This is a genomic window from Marinobacter sp. MBR-99 (assembly GCF_040547575.1).
GTDB lineage: Bacteria > Pseudomonadota > Gammaproteobacteria > Pseudomonadales > Oleiphilaceae > Marinobacter.
Window position 1 is genome coordinate 1 of the sequence record NZ_JBEPPY010000030.1, and the last position, 16,681, is coordinate 16,681.

The following is a 16,681-nucleotide window of genomic DNA, read 5'->3' on the forward strand; positions in this document are numbered from 1 at the left end:
AAACACACAAATAAAGGGAAAATAGTGTCTGAATCTTCGATTTTTTGCCGTTTAAACCCAAGATGGGCAAATATCAGCAGTTATTCAGACCTTCCCTAGCCTCTTAATGTTAAATTTTTGCCGAAACCCACGCCATGGCGCTTCCCCATTTTACCAGCCACCTCATGAACCTGCGGTGGCCACACCGTGTCCTGGTGGTGACTTCTCTGTCCGTGATCGCCGCCGGAATGATCGCCCCCCCATTGTTCATGTTATTTGGCGGCACCTTGGGCCCGTCAATCCTGGCCACTGCCCTAATCACCGCGGTCTTGGTCGCGTCGCCGGTGGTGTACATCCTAGTGATGGTCGGGAAAATCGCCCAAGAGGCCACGCGCGTCGCTGCGCGTCGTAACGAGATTTTTCAGTCTCTGCTGGAGAGTAGTGCGGTCATGCAGAAAAACGACCGAGTTTCGGCACTGCTGGACGACATGTTGGTGCGACTGCATCAGCTGTGGCCCGACAATCATTTCAGCATCGTTTGGGGCAGCGGCCGGTCGACTATGGTGCGTTTTTTTTCCTCTCACGGCATTTCCAAAGAGGAAAAGCGCATCCTGATTCACAACAATCATCGACTCCTAGAATCAGGCCAGGCCGAGGTGGTGGTGCAGCTCAAGCGGGTATGTGGGAACGAGGGTCGGCACTGGCAATTCTTGCCCCTGCATGGCCGCAAGGGCTTGGTGATCGGCACGCTGGCTGTAAAGGGGCTGTGCCTGTCACGAGCCGACGAAGAAATCATCTCCCTCTTCCTGGATCAGTCGGCGGCGGCCATCCAAAATAGGCTGCTGACTATCGAACTGGAAAAACTTGCCAACATCGACAGTCTTACCGGTGTCTATAACCACAACTATTTCAATAAAGAACTGGAACGCCAGATCGAACTCAAGGAAGGCAATCAGGGTATTGATTTCTCACTTCTGGTGGTGGACGTCAACGGACTCAAGGGGCTGAATGACAACCTCGGACACTTGGCCGGGAATCGCCTGATCAGCGCCGTTGCCGACCTGCTGCTATCGAGTTGTCGTGAAGAGGACTGCGTGGCGCGCATCGGCGGCGATGAATTCGCGGTGATCTGTCCAGGAACCAGACTGGACCAGACACAATGCCTGCTGGAACGGATCAGTCGGTGCAGCCAAGCACAAATACTGGATTTCGACGATCACGAGGACGAGGACTTTCGCCGCGTCCCGATCCAGTTCAGCATCGGCGTGGCCTCTTCTTCGGAAATCCTGAATGCTCGTTCCGTGTTAGGCTTGGCGGATAAACGCATGTACGAGAACAAACGGGCCTTTTATGATAATCCCACCGAAAAACAGCGGTGATCAAAAGTAGACTTTTCCGTAAGCTACACGCAGGGAGATTCTGCATCAAGAAGTCACGTTTTTCCGACAGCCAGTTCCTGTCGATACTCAAGCAAGCCGAGAACGGCGTACCGGTTCCGGAGCTTTGCCGTGAGCACGGCGTGAGCAGCGCCAGCTTTTAAATGGCGCGCCAAATTCGGCGGTATGGATGCGTCCATGATGGCCCGCTTGAAGGAGCTGGAGGACGAGAACCGTCGGCTCAAAAAAATGTACGCCGAGGAGCGGCTTAAGTCGGACATTCTCAAGGAAGCCATCGAAAAAAAGTGGTAAAGCCGTCTCGTCGTCGTGAGATGGCGCAGAAAGCCGTCAATGAGAAGCGTGTTAGCATTCGCCTGGCGTGTTGGATGTTCAGCATCAGTGAAACCTGTTACCGCTACCAGGCTAAGCTCAGCGACGAGAACGCAGAGATTGCCGACTGGCTGATCCGATTGACCCATAACCAGAAAAATTGGGGCTTCGGGTTGTGTTTTTTGCATCTGCGTAACGTTAAGGGTTTTGGCTGGAACCACAAAAGGGTGTACCGGATTTACCGGGAGCTGGAACTGAACCTGCGTATCAAGCCCAAGAAGCGTCTGGTCCGTGAAAAGCCGGAGCCTTTGGCCGTGCCGGAAACGATCAACGACAGTTGGTCGATGGACTTCATGCACGACCAGCTCAATGACGGACGCAGTTACCGGCTGCTGAATGTAATTGATGACTTCAACCGCGAAGGCCTTGGCATCGAGGTGGACTTCTCGCTGCCGGCAGAGCGTGTTATCCGATCACTCGACCAGATCATCGAATGGCGAGGCAAGCCGCGCTCCATTCGCTGTGACAACGGCCCAGAGTACATCAGCGGCAAGCTGTCAGCCTGGGCCGAGAACCGAGAGATCAAGCTGGCGTTTATCCAGCCTGGCAAACCCCAGCAGAATGCCTATATCGAACGTTACAACCGAACCGTGCGTTACGACTGGCTGGCACAGTATCTGTTCGACAGCACCGAAGAAGTCCAGGATTATGCCACTCGTTGGCTCTGGCACTACAATCATGAACGACCCAATATGGGACTTGGAGGGATTACCCCTCAACAGAAGTTGGCCATGATGGCCTGAGGTCTACTTTTGAACCCCGTTAAAAATGGGGGGATTACCAGGGCAATGGCCACCAGCACGGAAAAGCCGGCGATGAGCCGGGCGCGGATGGTTAGGTTGGCGAAAAAGTGCTTCATGGATGACCTCCGTATTCGATGCTAAGCAGTTAGGCCGCAAACAGTCATTCTACGACGAAGTTGACCTGCTTCACGTCACGGAGCGGGCCTTAACTCAGGCGGGACGGGATACTATGCGGTTAATAAGGCGATGGCTTCATGCAGGCTCTTCAAAATACCTCGGGAATAATGATCAATTAAAAAAGGCACATTATTGTCATTGAAGTTGATATAAGAACCGCGGATAAACATCCACTTGGTCTGGACACTGTCTATGGCCTTTTTCAGTTCCCCACTGGAGGGGGTCTTCACAAGCTTTTCAACCAATTGATCAAATTGTTTTGCCTGTTGATCAAGGGCCAGCTCCGAATCGGCGCCCTGAAAGCTTTCGGCAACGGAAGAGTTTGAGCGTGCGGAGTATTTAGACATCATCCGCGCCATCATGACCGCTGCAGAACGTGCAATCTCGACCCTTTCGTCGGGGTTGGCCCCCACGCCCTCACGAGCAAGATCGTACAGTTCTGATGAAATCGTGCTCAGAGTGACTGTTTGGTCGGCCATTTCCGAAAGGAGTCTCAAGTCCGGGTAACCACGCTGGCGCACATCATTGATGTTCTGGCGCATGAGTTCTTTGAACTTGTCGAATTCAGTGACGAGTTGCTGGGTCTGCTCCTCGCTCAAGGCGCTGGACTTGTCTTCAGCAATGGCATTCATCGCACTGTTGGCATTGTTGATTGCTGCAACTATTTCGTTCAGAGTGGTTTTATCACCGCTGGCGCTGTACTGATAATAGGCGCTAAGGGCAATAAAGTTAATAATACGGAAGTCGTGGAGTTGTGACAGAAATCGAGTTTCGTCAGCCTTCACTGTCAGGGAGACGAAAATCAGCGCAATAAGGCCGGCAGTGAGCGACCGGGTTTGGGTTCGAGCGTCTTTCATCGGATGAAAATCTCCTTAATTACAGTTATATTTTTGTATCCAGATCAGTCCGTTGGCGCGACTCGCTAAATTCCGATTCGCGAATCTGCGCTTCCCGAGACGACCTCGCTTCTGATGTTGTCAAAAAGCTCGAAGCCTTGTACGGTGAAGACCCGGACGGCCGCGAGGACGACTGACGCCGCTGGACGAACCGAACGTGCACGGCTCCTGGAGCTGTTTGATGAAGCCTTTGCCGGTGGTGCAGCCCGATACAAGGTCGCAGAGCTAACAGATATCAGCGAGTGCACATTGAAGCGCTGGCGAAGCTCTGACGGTCGGGTTGCTTTTCCGCACATTCCAATCGGCAAACTCCTTTTCGCGCTTCTTTAGTGTCTTTGCAGCCTTTCGGACAATCGCGGCTCTTTCACTAAATGGTATTGCAGCCCACTTCTTTTGTGCTCTCTCGGCCACCTGCGCAGCAGCGACAACATCCTCGCCATTTGCGATGCCCGGAACACTAAGACGATCGCCATTGGACGGATCGATAACATTGGAAACGCCACCCCCTGCCTCTACCCAACCAGAACTAAATATTTTTCCAGCCCAAATATGGACCTCTTTCCTTTCTCGCTGCATCACGCCTCAGGGAATTACTATCCGGTCAGTCCAATCTATATCCTAGACGTGAAAAGCCTGCAATGGTGGAGCTTTGGGCGATATAATGGCACTTCGCACCTATTCACCCAGTCAGTGCTCTCAACTCATGCGTACTTTTACTCGCCAACATTCCCTGGCGGAGCAACTGGTTCTTGCTATTGCTTTGAGCCCCCACTGGCCTTAAACCACTCGAGCAGATCCTTCAGCTCGGCGGCAGTCCTTGCAAGCTGATCTGCCGCCGTATTGATCTGCTGACTGGACTGCTCTGTGTTCGAGGTAATCTGGCTTATACGACTGACCTGGTCCAGTATCAGATGGGCCCGCTTGGCATTTTCCTGGAGAGTTTTTGCGATGTCTTCGTTGTGTGAACGACCGTCACTGGATGAAGCAATGATACCTTGAAACGCCTGTTCCAGCTCTTGAGTGACATCCAGTGCCTCACGGACTTCCGATTGACAGAGTTCCATGGATGTTGTGGCCTGAGAAACCTGCGTCTCGATCGTTTCCAGAGCTTTGGCGGCGTCCTGCGTGGCCTCCTGGGTTCGTGTTGATAACGCCCGCACCTCATCGGCAACCACTGAGAAGCCCCGGCCGTGCTCTCCGGCCCTGGCCGCCTCGATGGCCGCATTCAGTGCCAGCAGATTGGTCTGTTCGGCAATGGCCTGGATTGTGTTGACCACTTCGTGGACACGCGCGCTGGCCTGGGAGAGAGCTTCCGTTGTCTGCGAGGACTGGCTCACCGCCTGTTCTATGCGGCTCATTCCCGCTACCGCCCGGCTGACGCTGTCCCCGCCTGCTCTGGCCAGCGTTTCAGTCCGCATCGATACGTCTCGGGTTTCCCTGGCTTTGTCAGCGACGGTTGCTTCGCTGTCCGACATCTGCTGAACGGAGCCGTTGACCGCTTCGATCCCCCGCGACTGATCCTCGGCGCCCTGAAGCAGGCCGTCTGTCGTTGCCGACAGCTCTTCGGCACTGCTGGCCAGGGTCTGGGAGATGGTATGGCTTTCGCTGACCACACGGCTCAGCTGTTGCTGGAGACAGTTGGTCGCCTCTAGGATCTGCCCCATTTCTCCAGGTGCAGTGTACTGCCTCGAGTCGAGATGACCCTCGGCAAGGCTCTGAATCGTCTCCACCGCCTGATTTACCGAGCGGTTCATGGGACGGACAACCAGCCACGCCACGATACTGAGTACCAGCATCCCCAGGATCAATACGGCAAAGAGAACTGTCGTGGCCAGGGAAATCGCGAACTGCGAGAGATTTCCCGTAAGTTCCGAGAACTGATGCGCCACTTCGTTGACCTGTCTTTCTTTGGCATCGATTTCCTGGATGATCTCCTCCCGCTGCGAGGGATCGGCGGCGTTCCTGAGTTCGGCCGCCAGAGCGAGTATCTGCTCCGATATCTCGGAGGCTTCGCCCGACAGGGAAACCAGACGCTGGGCGATTGGGTTACTCTTCAGGATCCTGAGCCGCAGAATTAGGGCGCGGGCCTGGTCAGGGTACCTCACTTCCTGGAACGTTTGTTGTATCTTTCGTGCGAACTCCGAGGTGCTGCTGGTTTCAAGGAGTTCCGGCGTCGCCGAGAACAAAGCGCTGTAGGCCAGCGCGCGTCTGAGACGATCCTCGAATTTCTGGTAGTCACTCTCATTGTTGGTATTGACGTACTGGTGCAGACTGGAACTCGCCCTGAACACGTTAACCGTATGGGTTCGTTCAGCCCTCGAGATCAAAGTCACCACATCGAGCGTGTTGAACACAAAGAACGACACCGAGCCAGCCAACAGGGTCACCACGACGCCCAGTCCGACAAGGAAATAGACCCGGTGCCGTATCAGTCCGAACCATTGCTTTATAGAGTCAATCATGGGTAACGGTTCTGTTAGTTGATTAAAGAAAACGTCTGCAATCGGAGGTGTTACCACCTGATGCGTATCAACCTCTCGCTCGCATCGACCGATCGCAGGGAAACTTTAGCGGCAAGACCCACCCCAGATTCTTTACTTAGAAGTGGTATGCGACACCGATACCCACGATAGTGGGGTTTACTCTCACTTTCGCCTGAACAGGGGCAGGGCCCAAGTTACCGGTGATATCTGCCTTAAAAGGCGCATATCTTACATCAAAATTTGCCGACCAGTTATTATGCATCTTCCAGCGAAAACCAGCTTGAACGGCAGGGGCCCAAGTATCTTCAACATCAAAGTCGGTTAGTGCGCGATCCTTCTCATCTAAAAAGAGAATCCGTCCTACACCCGCTCCAAAGTACGGAGAGAAGTTGCTACCCGTTAAGACATGATACTGAAGCGAAAGAATTACCGGACCATAATCTGTTTGACCAAGAAAAAGACCGGAGAGAGACTCTTCGCCCTGGAGGTCCGCACTAGCGGGAATGCCGCCAAAAATGTTAAATGCCAGCTGATTACTCAGAAAATACGACACGTCGAATGAAACGGTCGTATCGTTGTTAATAGACAGGTTGGAATTTGGAACGGGGGCACCCCCCGCAGAGGCTGATCGCAAATCTTCATCGGTTAAAACTCTAGTGGCATTCAGTCCAACCACCCAGTCGCCTCTACTGTAAACCGGCTCAGATTGAGCGTTGGCCAGGCTCGCAGCAAGTGAAAGTAAAAGGAACGCCACTAACGAGACTTTACTAATTATTTTAGGTTTCATTTTTTTATTATCCTTTTTGGTATTAAAACAAATTGGCTTTAGGTAAAACTGCAATTTTTCGTAACACAAATGCCACTCATTGATGCTAGCTTGCCGGTTTATTGACTAATACTTCCCCATACTCAGAACGCAGCTTGTTTTTTAATACTTTCCCCGTGGCATTGCGTGGCAATCCTTCCACAAAGATCGCGCGATCCGGGATCTGCCACTTGGCGACTTTCCCCTGATAATGAGCAAGAAGTTCCTCCTCAGTAATATTTGCGTCGGGTATTTTTACTGCCAACAGGATCGGTCGTTCGTCCCATTTATCATGGGAGGCCGCCACTACGGCAGCTTCATTGATGGCAGAATGGCCCATTGCGATTCCCTCCAATTCGACTGTAGATATCCATTCACCACCAGATTTAATAATATCTTTTGAGCGGTCACGTATTGTCATAAATCCATCATCATTGATCGAAGCAACATCACCTGTCTCGAACCAACCGTCTTCCTCAAGAGTCTGATTTGGTTCAACACCGAAGTAATCGGCTACCACCCAATGACCACGGATGCGGAGATTTCCCTGAGCAATGCCATCTTCGGGCAGTTGATGACCGTCTTCTCCTACAATTTTGAGCTGCACCCCGTAGGGAGGCCGTCCCTGGCTTTCACGGATTTTGTTTCTTCCTTCCTCCGAAAGAGTATTGTGTTTCGACAGCAGTGCGTTGACGGTTCCGATCGGTGATGTTTCTGTCATTCCCCATGCATGGACAACTTCTACGCCATACTTACCACGAAACTCCGACATCATTGAGGGCGGACAAGCGCTACCCCCTATCACCGTCCGTTTAAGCGACTGTGCCGAGGAGCCAAGCTCGTCCAAAGCCGAGAGAAGTCCCTGCCAAATCGTAGGCACACCCAGCGCAATCGTTACGCTTTCTGAATCGATCAGCTTGACCAAACTTTGCCCATCCAGGCCAGGACCAGGCAACACCAGTTTGGCTCCAACCATCGCCGTAATGTAGGGTACCCCCCACGCATTTACGTGAAACATAGGAACAACCGGCATCACCACGTCCCGTGCCGATAAATTCAGTGCGTCGGGTTGAGCAGCTACCAGCGCGTGCAGAACGGTGGAGCGGTGTGAATAGAGCACCCCTTTGGGATTTCCGGTGGTGCCCGATGTATAGCAGAGGCTTGAGGCCTGGTTTTCGGCGATTTCAGGCCAATTCGCGTTAGGCGTTCCTCGCTGGAGAAACTCTTCATAAAACAACAAGCCTGGAAATTGCGCTGCAATTTCTTCGTCCGGTTCGGACATCAATACAAATTTCTCAACCGTCTCCAGTCGGTCTCGGATATTTGAAACAATGGTAAGGAACGTTTTGTCAAAGAATATGACTTTGTCTTGAGCATTGTTGATAACGTAAACGAGTTGTTCTGGAAACAGTCGCGGGTTAATGGTGTGACACACCATCCCGCCACCAGAGATGCCAAGATAACATTCCAGGTGCCCCACGTTATTCCAACAAATGGTCGCGCACCGATCCCCCTGGACATAGCCTGCCGTTCGAAGCGCTGACGCAAGTTGTCGCGACCGCTCCGAAACAGTTGCCCAGTCAGATCGACTGGGATTTCCATCCGTTCCTATCGACACAATCTCAGCGTCTCCATGGTAGCGAGCAGCATGGTCGATCAAGGAATTCACGGTGAGCTCCATGTTCATCATTTGGCCAAGCACGTTTATCTCCTGTCGTTTTTGTAGTTGGTTGACGCGAGTATCTGGCGTCATTAAGGTCCAATGTAGAAGGCATAATCCGGGTTTGAACCTAAACATTTCCCAAGAGGATGTCGGCTGCATTTTCGGCAATCATCATGGTGGGTGCGTTGGTGTTACCGGCAACCAAACTGGGCATTATCGAGGCATCGACAACTCTTAGCCCTTCAATCCCTCTGACTTTTAATTCCGGATCAACGACTGAATCCGGATCCGCGCCCATACGACAAGTGCCAACGGGGTGGTAAATAGTCTCTGCATTTTCCCGGATAAAGTCCGCAATCTGATCGTCCGAGGACACAGAGTTTCCGGGCATGACTTCTCGCTTACTATGCAAAGCCATTGTCGGTGCCGCGAGTACTCGTCGCCCGAATTTAACGGCGGAAATCATTGTCTTGATGTCTTCGGGGTCACTCAGATAATTGGGCTGAATCAACGGATCGGCTAATGGATCAGGGCTTTTCAGTCCAATAAAACCCCGGCTTTTGGGCAGCAGATCGCAAATGTGTAAGGTGTAGCCATACCCGGTCATCACTTTTCGCCCATGATCCTTCAAAAAAGTTGGCAAAAAATGGAATTGCACATTCGGTCGTTCACACGAAGGGCTGGATTTAACAAAGCCTCCTGCCTCGGCTACATTACTGGTGAGAAACCCGCGTCGCGCAAAAATATAGGAAAAAAGTGCGCTCACTCCCCGAAGCAGGAAGCTGGGGGCAACACCAATAGGCAAACGTGAGTTCGCCGCGTGCATCAGCGTAATATCCAAATGATCGACCAGATTCTTGCCCACCTCAGGAAGGTGATGGACCAGAGGGATTCCGTGTTTCCGAAGCTCTTCGCGATCACCGATTCCGGAAAGCAAAAGTAGCTGTGGTGAATTAACCGCCCCGCCGGACAAAATGACTTCACCGCCATTATTGAGTCTGAGCTGGCGATATTCGCCCCCTTGGTTCAGTGTCACCCCAACCGCCCGCTGGCCATCCATTACCACCCGGGTTACCCGAGCGTCCGTTAGCACATCGAGGTTAGGCCGTTTCTCTGCGCCACGCAGAAACGCCTGCGCCGAACTCCAGCGCCGACCATTTTTTTGTGTCACCTGGTAGAGGCCCAGTCCCTCTTGCGTTTCGCCATTGAAATCCGTGTTCACCGGGACATCCACATGGGAAGCGGCGCGAACAAAATCCCGACTTAACGGATTGACCGATCTCAGATCGCTTACGCTGAGTTCACCGCCCTTGCCGTGGTAAGCATCCGGTCCGAAACGTTCGTTATCTTCCAGTCGGCGAAACAATGTTAATGCGCGGTCCCATCCCCAAAGGTCGGTTCCGGCAGCCTGACCCCAGTGTTCATAATCGGCTTTGTGGCCCCGGATGTAGACCATGGCGTTGATGGAGGAGGAGCCGCCAAGAGTTTTACCCCGGGGCCAGAACAGACGGCGCCCCTTGAGATGTTCCTGAGGCTCGGTTTCGAAGGCCCAGTTCACCTGCTTGCTATTGGCAAGAAGTGCAATACCCACAGGCATATGTATGAGCGGGCTCTTATCCTTTGGCCCTGCTTCAAGTAACGCTACTCGCTTCGAGGGATCGGCAGTCAGTCGGTTAGCCAATACACAGCCAGCCGACCCGGCGCCAACAATAATGTAATCGTACATAGTGACTCTCTTGTTATTGGATTATGCTCAGCCCAGAATACGAACAGCAGCCTCTATAAGACGCCGGACCCAGGCTGTATAGGGTGGAAAAAGAAGATGCATAAGAGAATGTTTATCCTCCATCAACGCCTTTTCATGCGAAAAAGCGCGGAAACCGTATTCACCGTGTGCCGCCCCTATCCCGGAATTATTAACTCCACCAAACGGCAGGCCCGGATGTAGAAAATGCACAACTGTAAGGTTGACTCCTACAGCGCCGGAGCTCGTTCGCTCGATAATATCCGTGGCAAAAGCCTCGTTTTTGTCGAATATGTAAAGCGCAAGCGGTTTAGGGTTATCGTTGATTTTCTTGATAACCAGATCAATATCGTCGAATTCAATAACGGGTAAGATCGGGCCGAATAACTCCTCACGTGAAATATCCATGTCGCTCGATACATTTGAAATCAACGTCGGAGCAATAAAATTCTCTTCAGCATCTGTAACACCGCCTTCAAAGACTCTTGCACCTTTGTTTTTGGCATCATCTATCAGGTTTGAAACTCGCTGGAAATGACGTCGATTTACAATCCGGCAATAGTCGGCGGTCGATTTCTGGGCTTCTGGTGTTTTTCCATAGACTCGCCCAATTTCCGTTTTAAGTGCTTCATTGAATTGATCTGCGATATTAACGTGCACAAAAACATGATCTGGGGCGATGCAGGTCTGGCCATTATTGGCAAACTTCCCCCAGACAATGTATCGGGCAGCCTTCTTGATGTTGGCATCCGGGCCTACGATGGTCGGGGATTTCCCGCCCAGCTCCAGTGTCACTGAGGAAAGGTTCCTGGCAGCAGCCTCCATGACCAGCTTGCCTACCGCAGGGCTACCAGTGAAGAATATGTGGTCGAAGGGCAGGGCCAACAGTTTCTGGGCTACAGCGGCATCGCCTTCAATCACCGAAACAAGATCGGGGGGGAAGGTTTCGGCGACAATGTTGGCAATCACCTTTGAGGTGTGGGGTGTCATTTCCGAGGGTTTGATGATAGCTCCGTTCCCCGCAGCCAACGCTGAGACGAGAGGTCCGAGCGCAAGATTGAGAGGATAATTCCATGGCGCGATAATTAAACACACACCCTTTGGCTCTGGCCGAACATAAGACCTCGTACCCCAAACACCAATGGATGCAGCCACTCGCTTCGGACGCATCCATTTACGCAAGTGTTTTTTAGTGTGTCGAATTTCCTGAAGCACCGGCAGGAGTTCAGTTAATTTGACTTCTGGAGCGGGTTTTCGAAAGTCCGCCGCGCAAGCCGCAATGATGTTTGATTCGTAGCGTTTAATTGAATCCCGCAGCTGGTCGAGCTGCGCTATTCGAGCCTCTAAGGTAAAACTTCCGCGACGCGCAAGTTGTGCCCGCTTTAGGGCCGCGAACGTTGAATCAATCGTATCGCTGGTTGACACATTGGGCAGCCCAACCTCCGCCAGACTAGCAATCTGCATTATAAAATCACCTCTTTCCGAACGAGACTGTTGTTATTTTAAATCGGATTATTAGTCTTCATAGAGGACATAGTCCTCTTTTGTGGCACCACAGTCCGGACAGCACCAATCGTCTGGAATATCTTCAAAACGTGTGCCGGCAGGGAAGCCTTCGGCTTCATCTCCGAGAGCTTCATCGTAGATATGGCCGCAAGTGATGCAGACCCACTTCCGATAGGTATCTTTTTGAGTCGAGTCTTTGGGCGATTTTGAAGAGGTAGGCTTCGGTTTCGCTTTGGGCTTTGTTTTATTTTTAGCTGAAGGAGTAGATGCGTCCGTTGCTTTCTGCGATGCTCCCTCGGTCTTAGCTTGGCTGGCAGTACGGACCGCTATATTGGTTGCGGACACCGAAAGTTCCGGGTTCGCTTCTTGAAGCGCAACGAAGTCAACCTTATCCCTGACGGCACAGTCTGGACAGGACCAGTCTTCAGGAATTTTTTCCCATGTCGTTCCTGCAGGAAAGCCTTCGTGCGGATCACCAACCACTTCGTCGTATACATAACCACAATCAGGGCATTGATATTTAGCCATTTAGAGCACCTTTCAAACGATATTATTGTCTTTGTTTTGGTAGCGCCCGACGCGCACCCTCTTTCAGGTGCACGTCAGAGGCTCTTTTTCTGCAACGTAAATAAAGTAAACGAGGTATATAAGTTCCGATTAGCCGATCATTTAGCCGCGGCGGTATCGACTGATTCAGAATCAGTCCCACCAAATTTACGCTCATAGAATTCACGCTTGCCGGGTTGAATCTGAATCTTATCGAGATCTCCTTTAGCCCAATCCAGCACCCGGTGGTCCATTATCGAACGAAACCATGAGGGAAACATTGCGGCCAGGAACATCCCGGGATATCCCGATGGTAAGGAAGGCAGGTCTTTGAAGTCGCGAAGCGATTGATAGGACCTTGTAGGATGGGCGTGATGGTCGGAATGTCGTTGCAAATGAAACAGAATCAGGTTCGACATAATATGGTTTGAGTTCCATGAGTGGTGCGGTTGTTGACGCTCATAACGTCCATCCGACATCTTCTCGCGCAGCAATCCGTAATGCTCAATGTAGTTGGCGCTGGTCAGCTGCCACCAGCCAAAGGCCATTTGAATGGGCAAAAAGATCAGCATTAACGGGCCAAAAAACGCCAGCAATCCCGCATAAAGCACAGCGGTCAAAATCATAGGCTGAAGAACTTCGTTCTCCAGGCTCCAGACACTTTTTCCACAACGACTGAGGCGCTGTTCCTCTAAATCCCATGCCCGCTTGAAAGCACCGGGAATTTCACGCAGTGAGAATGAGTAAATGGACTCGCCCATGCGGGATGTCGCCGGGTCCATCGGCGTAGCCACATCACGGTGATGCCCCTTATTGTGCTCAATGAAGAAATGACCATATCCGACCACGGCGAGGACAAGCTTCGCCATCCAACGGTCAAACGTTTCTTTTTTATGGCCAAGTTCGTGGCCTGTGTTCAGAGCCAGGCCATTCACGATTCCCAGGGAAAGGGCCAATGCCAGAAACTCGAAAACACTCATTGGTTGCGTGGATACCCACCAGGCACTGACAATCAAGGCGGCATAGTGAATAGGAACCGTCAAGTAGGTCAGTACCCGATAGTAACGATCCTGTTCAAGCCGAGGCACAGCCGACTCGGGGGGGTTGGAAAAATCCTCTCCAAACATGGCATCAATCAAGGGAACTGCGCCATACCAAAGGATCAACACCAATCCGTACCAGATGCTCCATCCGGTCTGGGCGACCAGATAAAGGCCTATAAGAGGTGTTGCTGGCCACAGCACAGAAAGGATCCACAGGTGGCGCTTTCTGTCCACATAGTTTTCGGCACCAGGGTCCCTCTGAAGAGACTCTGTTAATACATTTTCTGACATTGACATCAGGATCACCTTATTGTTTTCAGATTCATCATCTTTTTACGTTTTGTTCTGCATCGCGTACACCGGACCACCAGGATGAGCGGGACGGTTGTGCACAGTGACAGGATTGGCTATAAACTGAGGTCAAACAACTACCCGAACGGGTAGGTTTGGCGCCGGATAACGGTCGATATACGTCATGCCCTGGCGCGCTCGCGTTCCGGGCTGGCAAAGCGGGAGACTTGACTGTCATGACACACCATAGCCTGGAAGACTGGTGTCGAAGGATGTCCGGCCGGATGTGGGGTCGTCAGCGCTTCATCACTCAAGGCTGTACAGACCGCCAGCGCCTGGGTGCTTCTGCGACGCCTGAGGCAAAAGTCGTTCTGTACCGGGCTCCGCCGGGCTACGGAAAATCTGTACAGGTCGCCCTGGCAGCAAACCGTCGTGATCCGGAACACGAGAGCGCCGTCTATATCAATGGACGATCCTACCCGGACCCGCGCGAAGTCACTGACAGCCTGTTTGCGGCGTTGGTTTTATACCAGATTGAAGGACCTGAATCCCGGGAAGCGCTGAAAAGTGACACTGACACCATCGAAGCGCTTCGGGACGCCTTGTTCAATGCAAGAAAGACCATAAGAATTTGCCTTGACGGGCCCGGTGAAGGGGCGGATAACGGGGATCTGATTGAGGATCTGATCTGTGAAACACCGGGCAATGTAAAATTTTTTATTGCGCCCGGCAGCGCCGGGGCATTGCCGCGTTTGTCGCTGATGACGGGTGTTGTGACCTATGGTGCTGATGAGCTTGCCTTTACAGAAGAGGACCTAAAGGAGCCGGAGAAGCTTGGTGAGGTAACGGGTATAGGTGGCTCCGAAGCAGGCAACATTATACAAGCCACGGGCGGATGGCCCGCACTCGTCAGACTGATGCGCCAAACCCCGAACCCGGACCTCCCGCCCGCATCCTGGCCGGAAACCCGCTCGTATTTCAGGGACAATCTCTTGTCCGTGCTACCCAGACATGCGCGAAGGTTTGTTTGCAACGCAGCGATGCTCGAGGAGATCAGCGCTGAATGCTATGACTATGTCTATAAAACGCAGCAGGCTGATCAGGAAATTTCGTTTCTTAACGAAAAATTTGCACTTTTAGTCCCCACCGCCTCCTCCGGCAAGCGCCTGACCATGCACCCTGTGCTGAGAGAGTATTTGCGCAGTGTGTTTGGCGCCACTCAACGGGAGCGCCGTTCGTATGTACTGAAACGCGTTGCCTTCTGGCATTGGCGCAGGGGAGAGTACCTCCATTCAATCAACGTCGCCCTGGAAGCCAGTGACCATCGCTGGGCGCGCGTGGTCAGTGACAGCATTATTCTGGATGTGGCGCTCCGGCAAGGTGAAATTGAAGTGCTTCGCACATGGTTTGAAAAGGTGCCGGCCCGCACGATAAAAAAAATCGCTTCCTTAAGCATAGGCTATGCCTGGACTCTGTATTTCAGCCAGCAAGCGCGGCAGGCAGAGGAAATGCTGGCGAGTTCCCGCCATCCGATTTCCAGGGGGCTGGGCAGCCTTGATGAGGAAGGGTGGCGGGAACTGGTCAAGGCAATAGGTAAAGCCACACACGATGAATTGCCCGAGAGTCAGGCGCTCTGTGAAAAGTGGATTGACGCCTTTGGCGATCGCAACCTGGTGGGTAAAGGCGCGGCCCTTACATGCCAGGCATTCATTGCCTCCAGCGATCGCCGCTTTGAAGAGTTAGAAGAATTATTGCACAAGGCGGCTGTGGCCAATCAGTCATCCAATCAATTCTACGCGTTTATCTGGCTTAAAACGGCGGAAATTCAGACAGAATTGTTCAAAGGCGACATGGTCCGGGCAATGCACCTGTTGCGTCAGGCGGATAAAACCGCAGAAAAGATTGGCGTACCAAAAAGCTTTTTAAGCAAGATGCTTGGTGTTCTTGAGGTACAAATCCTGCTCGAACAGGATCATCACCTGGTTTCCCCGGAATCTGCACAGGCATCCTTTGATTTCGCCTTGAATTATGGCGTTACCGACATTCTGTGGGGATGTACACAGACCTGCAGCCGTTTGCTGTACCACCAGGGATTCCGGGACAGAGCCATGGCCCTGTTGGAGCAAGCCCGCCTGGCCGCCAGCGAGCGCGAGCTCCCACGCCTCAATATCCTGACGAAAGTTCAGCTGGCTGAGTTCACTCTCCTGAACAACGAGGAATTGGAGCCACCGATACTTCCCGATGAATCCGAGCTGACATTTACGCCGAATCAAAACCGGGCCATTCAGGCGCACATTGCTTTAGTGCGCTCAATGTACAGGCTAAGGCTTGGGAAGCAGTTTGGTGTGGCCGGGAACTATGCCAGAGAGGCGCTTCAGGCTGCCAGTGCCATCTCAGATGCCAGAACCAGGGTCGCCGCTCAGTATTGCCAGGCCCTGGCAGCCTTTGCCCTCGGTTCCTCAAAACCGGCGAAGCGCATGATGCTTGATGCCAACCTGCATGCGGAGCATCTGAATTGCCACTTTACACCGCTGTGGATAAAAGAAGCGCTGCTTTCCCTGAGTCCCCTTGCCCGGAATCTTTTTGATGACCTGCCGGACACCGCTGAAGCAGCCACTACAAAGGACCCGGAAGTCCGGGCAGGCGACCTCAGCGCTGCACCGGTACCGGGGCATACCGACGCCGTTATCACGGTCAGGCAGATTTCCATACTGAAGTGCATAAGCAACGGAATGACCAACAAAGCGATCGCTGAGCGGCTTCTTGTGACCGAGGATGCTGTCAAGTGGCACCTGAAAAAGATTTTCAGCGAGCTTGAAGTAACCAACCGGGTTCAGGCGGTCACTGAAGCGCGACTGCGCGGACTCTTATAGTGAGACGTAACCGGTGCTCTGCTGGTTGCGGAGCCGGGGTATGGGCAGGGGTGTATGGGCAGGGGTGTATGGGCAGAGAGTGCCACCTTTTCGCGGCGCTGGCAGGCGGCCCGGCTTCGCCGGGCAAACAAAAAGCCCTGGCTGGTAAGCCAGGGCTTTTTGGGGG

Annotated in this window: 11 protein-coding genes and 1 pseudogene; 3 read left to right on the forward strand and 9 right to left on the reverse strand. The window is 52.6% G+C overall.

Translation table 11 applies throughout. The features are described 5' to 3' along the window. Positions 1 to 134 precede the first annotated feature (134 nt). Positions 135 to 1,358, forward strand: coding sequence for a GGDEF domain-containing protein (locus ABIE59_RS18945; protein WP_023008039.1), 1,224 nt, complete (start codon positions 135 to 137; stop codon positions 1,356 to 1,358). Between the two features lie 44 nt (positions 1,359 to 1,402). Beyond that, positions 1,403 to 2,488: pseudogene (locus ABIE59_RS18950) on the forward strand (IS3 family transposase). A 227-nt stretch (positions 2,489 to 2,715) separates the two neighbouring features. Here ABIE59_RS18950 and ABIE59_RS18955 read toward each other — a convergent pair. From ABIE59_RS18955 to ABIE59_RS19000, 9 genes are all read right to left on the reverse strand, one after another. Further along, positions 2,716 to 3,522, reverse strand: a complete 807-nt coding sequence (locus tag ABIE59_RS18955; protein WP_023008034.1) for a hypothetical protein — start codon at positions 3,520 to 3,522, stop codon at positions 2,716 to 2,718. 264 nt (positions 3,523 to 3,786) lie between these two features. Continuing rightward, positions 3,787 to 4,137 (reverse strand): aldehyde dehydrogenase family protein, encoded by a 351-nt coding sequence (locus ABIE59_RS18960; RefSeq protein ID WP_023008033.1) that lies wholly within the window; start codon positions 4,135 to 4,137, stop codon positions 3,787 to 3,789. 176 nt (positions 4,138 to 4,313) lie between these two features. Next, entirely contained in the window at positions 4,314 to 6,023 is a 1,710-nt protein-coding gene (locus tag ABIE59_RS18965; RefSeq protein WP_023008032.1) for a methyl-accepting chemotaxis protein, read from the reverse strand. 136 nt (positions 6,024 to 6,159) lie between these two features. After that, positions 6,160 to 6,831, reverse strand: coding sequence for an OmpW/AlkL family protein (locus tag ABIE59_RS18970; RefSeq protein WP_023008031.1), 672 nt, complete (start codon positions 6,829 to 6,831; stop codon positions 6,160 to 6,162). An 85-nt stretch (positions 6,832 to 6,916) separates the two neighbouring features. After that, positions 6,917 to 8,539 carry a long-chain fatty acid--CoA ligase gene (locus ABIE59_RS18975; RefSeq protein ID WP_412535742.1) on the reverse strand — a complete coding sequence of 541 codons (1,623 nt, stop codon included), beginning with the start codon at positions 8,537 to 8,539 and terminating at the stop codon, positions 6,917 to 6,919. Between the two features lie 100 nt (positions 8,540 to 8,639). Further along, a complete protein-coding gene (locus tag ABIE59_RS18980; RefSeq protein ID WP_232902594.1) occupies positions 8,640 to 10,238 on the reverse strand; it encodes a GMC family oxidoreductase in 1,599 nt (532 codons plus the stop codon). Between the two features lie 27 nt (positions 10,239 to 10,265). Then, positions 10,266 to 11,720, reverse strand: coding sequence for an aldehyde dehydrogenase family protein (locus ABIE59_RS18985; RefSeq protein ID WP_354449313.1), 1,455 nt, complete (start codon positions 11,718 to 11,720; stop codon positions 10,266 to 10,268). A gap of 51 nt (positions 11,721 to 11,771) precedes the next feature. Further along, complete coding sequence (locus ABIE59_RS20020) at positions 11,772 to 12,290, reverse strand: rubredoxin (protein ID WP_023008027.1); 519 nt, start codon at positions 12,288 to 12,290, stop codon at positions 11,772 to 11,774. A 137-nt stretch (positions 12,291 to 12,427) separates the two neighbouring features. Further along, positions 12,428 to 13,648 (reverse strand): alkane 1-monooxygenase, encoded by a 1,221-nt coding sequence (locus tag ABIE59_RS19000; protein ID WP_354449315.1) that lies wholly within the window; start codon positions 13,646 to 13,648, stop codon positions 12,428 to 12,430. Between the two features lie 230 nt (positions 13,649 to 13,878). Here ABIE59_RS19000 and ABIE59_RS19005 point away from each other — a divergent pair, with 230 nt between their 5' ends. After that, positions 13,879 to 16,515, forward strand: coding sequence for a helix-turn-helix transcriptional regulator (locus ABIE59_RS19005; protein WP_354449317.1), 2,637 nt, complete (start codon positions 13,879 to 13,881; stop codon positions 16,513 to 16,515). Positions 16,516 to 16,681 lie beyond the last annotated feature (166 nt).

Coding starts and splice junctions, on each gene's coding strand:
- ABIE59_RS18945 (WP_023008039.1), top strand. CDS start 135: ATGGCGCTTCCCCATTTTACCAGCCACCTCATGAACCTGCGGTGGCCA.
- ABIE59_RS18955 (WP_023008034.1), bottom strand. CDS start 3,522: ATGAAAGACGCTCGAACCCAAACCCGGTCGCTCACTGCCGGCCTTATT.
- ABIE59_RS18960 (WP_023008033.1), bottom strand. CDS start 4,137: ATGCAGCGAGAAAGGAAAGAGGTCCATATTTGGGCTGGAAAAATATTT.
- ABIE59_RS18965 (WP_023008032.1), bottom strand. CDS start 6,023: ATGATTGACTCTATAAAGCAATGGTTCGGACTGATACGGCACCGGGTC.
- ABIE59_RS18970 (WP_023008031.1), bottom strand. CDS start 6,831: ATGAAACCTAAAATAATTAGTAAAGTCTCGTTAGTGGCGTTCCTTTTA.
- ABIE59_RS18975 (WP_412535742.1), bottom strand. CDS start 8,539: ATGATGAACATGGAGCTCACCGTGAATTCCTTGATCGACCATGCTGCT.
- ABIE59_RS18980 (WP_232902594.1), bottom strand. CDS start 10,238: ATGTACGATTACATTATTGTTGGCGCCGGGTCGGCTGGCTGTGTATTG.
- ABIE59_RS18985 (WP_354449313.1), bottom strand. CDS start 11,720: ATGCAGATTGCTAGTCTGGCGGAGGTTGGGCTGCCCAATGTGTCAACC.
- ABIE59_RS20020 (WP_023008027.1), bottom strand. CDS start 12,290: ATGGCTAAATATCAATGCCCTGATTGTGGTTATGTATACGACGAAGTG.
- ABIE59_RS19000 (WP_354449315.1), bottom strand. CDS start 13,648: ATGTCAATGTCAGAAAATGTATTAACAGAGTCTCTTCAGAGGGACCCT.
- ABIE59_RS19005 (WP_354449317.1), top strand. CDS start 13,879: ATGACACACCATAGCCTGGAAGACTGGTGTCGAAGGATGTCCGGCCGG.